Annotated in this window: 1 protein-coding gene; it reads right to left on the minus strand. The window is 52.9% G+C overall.

The features are described 5' to 3' along the window. Positions 1–51: 51 nt before the first annotated feature. Entirely contained in the window at positions 52–1,176 is a 1,125-nt protein-coding gene (locus GIW48_RS29640) for an IS481 family transposase (protein WP_017135449.1), read from the minus strand. Positions 1,177–1,260: the final 84 nt, after the last annotated feature.

Raw genomic sequence — 1,260 nt, forward strand, 5'->3', positions numbered from 1 at the left:
TGTACGGACCGGACACATGGTTGACACATGTGCGGGGACATGGTGGACACATTATTGACCATAATCAGGCTTACTAATGTCGATTGTTCGCAAAAAGTGATGGCAGAAATAGACGTCGAACAGACCATCGCTTTCTGCGTTCGGGCGGATTGCTATGTGCTGTCCTACCAAGCCTTTTGCGATGCTGAAGTAGCGTTTTTGGAAGCGAAAACGGCTGTGATAAACCTTGGCTAACACGTCGTCTGGTCCGTATTCAAACTCAGGTAGCTTTTGCGGATAAGCCCAAGGACTGCTGCGATAGCGGTCCATGGGCACCTTGTATTCCAGCGCCTGATGAGGACGTTGCAGGTTGTATATTTCACGCCATTGATCGAATGCTGATTGAGCATCCGCTAGCGTAGAAAAGTGACGCCCGTTAAGGACTTCTGCCTTGAGTGATCGATGAAAACGCTCGATTTTCCCATTTGTTTGCGGATGGTAGGGACGACTGAAACTTATCCGAATTCCCAAACGCACCAGCCAAATACTCAACTCTGTGATCTCGCCAGGATTACGCGGTGAGCCCCATGGCGCGCCATTGTCGACGTTGATACGTGCCGGTAAACCGTAAGTTTCAAATACCTCGCTCATCTTCTGTTTTACGGTGGTGCCTCGCTCGTTATCACACGCTTGGATGGCCAGGTTGAACCGCGAATGATCGTCCAGGATGGTCAGGGGGTGGCATCGGCCTTGCTGCATTGCAAAGTGGCCTTTGAAATCCATCTGCCAAAGATCGTTGGGCTCAGGATGTTCAAATCTCAGCCGGGCCTCTGGTTCTTTCTCTGAAGGCTTAATCAAGCTGTGCCGGTGCAGGACATTAGTGACAGTACTGGGAGCAATTCGCTTGTCCAGCATGCTGCTAATTGTGCGTCCGCCCCATGCCGGATGATCTTGGCGAAGTGCAACGACCTCAGCCTCCAGCTCGGCCCGGGTCAGTTTGGGGCTGCTGGCGGGCCTGCGTGACTTCTCTTGCAAACCCGCAGAGCCGCCGGCCTCGTAACGCTTTAGCCACTTGTAGGCGGTTTGCGGACTTATACCAAATCGTCGACACAGCTCTCGCTTATTACTGCCGGGTTTCTTTGCTAATGAAACAAACTCTTGTTTTAGGCTCATGGCGTCTCTCGTGTTCCAGGGCATGATGGCCTCCCGGCGAAGCTGGCTTCGCCGAGAAGTGTCCACCATGTCCCCGCACACCCGTCAACCATGTGTCCGGTCCGTACA

It is taken from the genome of Pseudomonas sp. PA-6-3C, assembly GCF_021605825.1.
GTDB classification, from domain to species: domain Bacteria; phylum Pseudomonadota; class Gammaproteobacteria; order Pseudomonadales; family Pseudomonadaceae; genus Aquipseudomonas; species Aquipseudomonas edaphica.

What these genes read in the sequence shown, in the direction of transcription:
- GIW48_RS29640 (WP_017135449.1), bottom strand. Translation starts at nt 1,176, where the DNA reads ATGCCCTGGAACACGAGAGACGCCATGAGCCTAAAACAAGAGTTTGTT.